Here is a 1,576-nt window from a genome sequence, read left to right on the forward strand (position 1 = left end):
TAGTTCTCTAGATCTTTTTAAAGAGCAATTGAATCATTAATTCATGCCCAAATCATAACACATCAGGGCAGGATTACGCACGCTCAGTGCTCACTAAAACAGGGGTTATTTGAACCATGCCTAAAAACGATTTTTAATTTTATTGGTATTAATAAAATCAACATTATCCGTGCCGAAGGATTACATTTAAGTGAAAGTAATAAAAAGCTCGCCGTCCAACAAGCCCAAAGTGATATGACTAAATTATTTCTGGAATTAGCCTAAGAGCGGCTAAAACGATCCTTGCAAAAATGGAGTCCCTACTCTGGCTTCATTTTTGCGCACTTTATATGCATTTATTAGAAAGATTTTTTTTATATAAGAGTTCCTTTAATAAAGCGCCCCCTTCATAAAATTCTTCTAATTTAGTTTTACTCGTAACCTGAAAACCCAGCTTTTCATAAAACAACCTCGCCTGGATATTGTCTGACATGACCCAAAGTAAAACCTCCTGATAACCGGCTTTAGATAATTCTTCCATTGCTGCTAAACACAATTTACTGCCAAGTCCATGGCGCCAATATTCAGGTGCTAAATAGATCGCGCTAATTTCACCAGATTGATTTTTTTTATCAGCATCACGGTAATCACCTACACTAGCAAAACCAATAATTTGCTTATTAGTTTCCAACACCAAAACCTTTACTCCTTCGCGGATTAAATTTTTCCATTGCTGCGTACGATCCCAAAGCGATAAATTGCTTAAAACGGTGTCAGGAATATAGTGTTCATAGGTTTTCTGCCAAGAACGAATATGTACTAAGCCAATGGCCTCAGCATCAGATTCATTAGCAAATCGTATTGATGAATGTATCATTAAATTACATCTCCATAAATTAGCCGAGGGCTTAACAACGCTAAAAGTATACCGAGAAGTCCTAAATCTATAAACCTCTAAATGATCATAGCCTTAAATTTTAAATAGCTAGGACTTCACAGGAAATAGATAATCTTAGTAAGGACCTGATAAATAGAGAAAACCTAGGAGGCTGTTGGAAGACGCCGCGAACTTAAGATGACAAGAGAAGAAAACAGATTCAAATAAGCGTAAAGTTCAAGTGGTTAGCTCGATGTAGGATTAAACTGTATTTTACACCTCCGGGTTTTGGCCCTTCAAGAAGATGGCAAGGAACAGCGCCTCCAATTAAGCCATTAGGGAATGAGGAAATCAATTTATGTTTCTTACTGGTAAGTAATTTTAGGTTTCTTTAAAAATTCCCAAATCTTGCGAGATAGGCCTACAGAAAACAATTTTAAAGCAAATCCAATATCTCCCCACTTGAGCTGACAGTTACATTAAGAAATGTACCTATCCAGTTCAAATTTTAAGATACTATGATTTGCTCAAATCTTTCTTTTATCTTACATGGCCAAACTATTCTCATATTCTACCACTGCAGTAGGCTTGGGTTCCTCAGTTACTCATGTTACGCACATAAACTTGTAGTTTGACTAAAAAGCATTAGAATTCCGCCCTTAATTTTAGGGAGGGAATTAAATGGATATGCTTGATCTTTATAGTGATTATTTGATTTTC

Annotated in this window: 1 protein-coding gene; it reads right to left on the reverse strand. The window is 36.0% G+C overall.

Annotated features, from left to right (window positions below):
• Positions 1 to 325: 325 nt before the first annotated feature.
• Positions 326 to 856, reverse strand: a complete 531-nt coding sequence (locus tag ELY15_RS15695) for a GNAT family N-acetyltransferase (RefSeq protein ID WP_127101681.1) — start codon at positions 854 to 856, stop codon at positions 326 to 328.
• Positions 857 to 1,576: the final 720 nt, after the last annotated feature.

The organism is Legionella sp. km772, from assembly GCF_003989735.1.
GTDB lineage: Bacteria > Pseudomonadota > Gammaproteobacteria > Legionellales > Legionellaceae > Legionella.

Coding starts and splice junctions, on each gene's coding strand:
- ELY15_RS15695 (WP_127101681.1), bottom strand. CDS start 856: ATGATACATTCATCAATACGATTTGCTAATGAATCTGATGCTGAGGCC.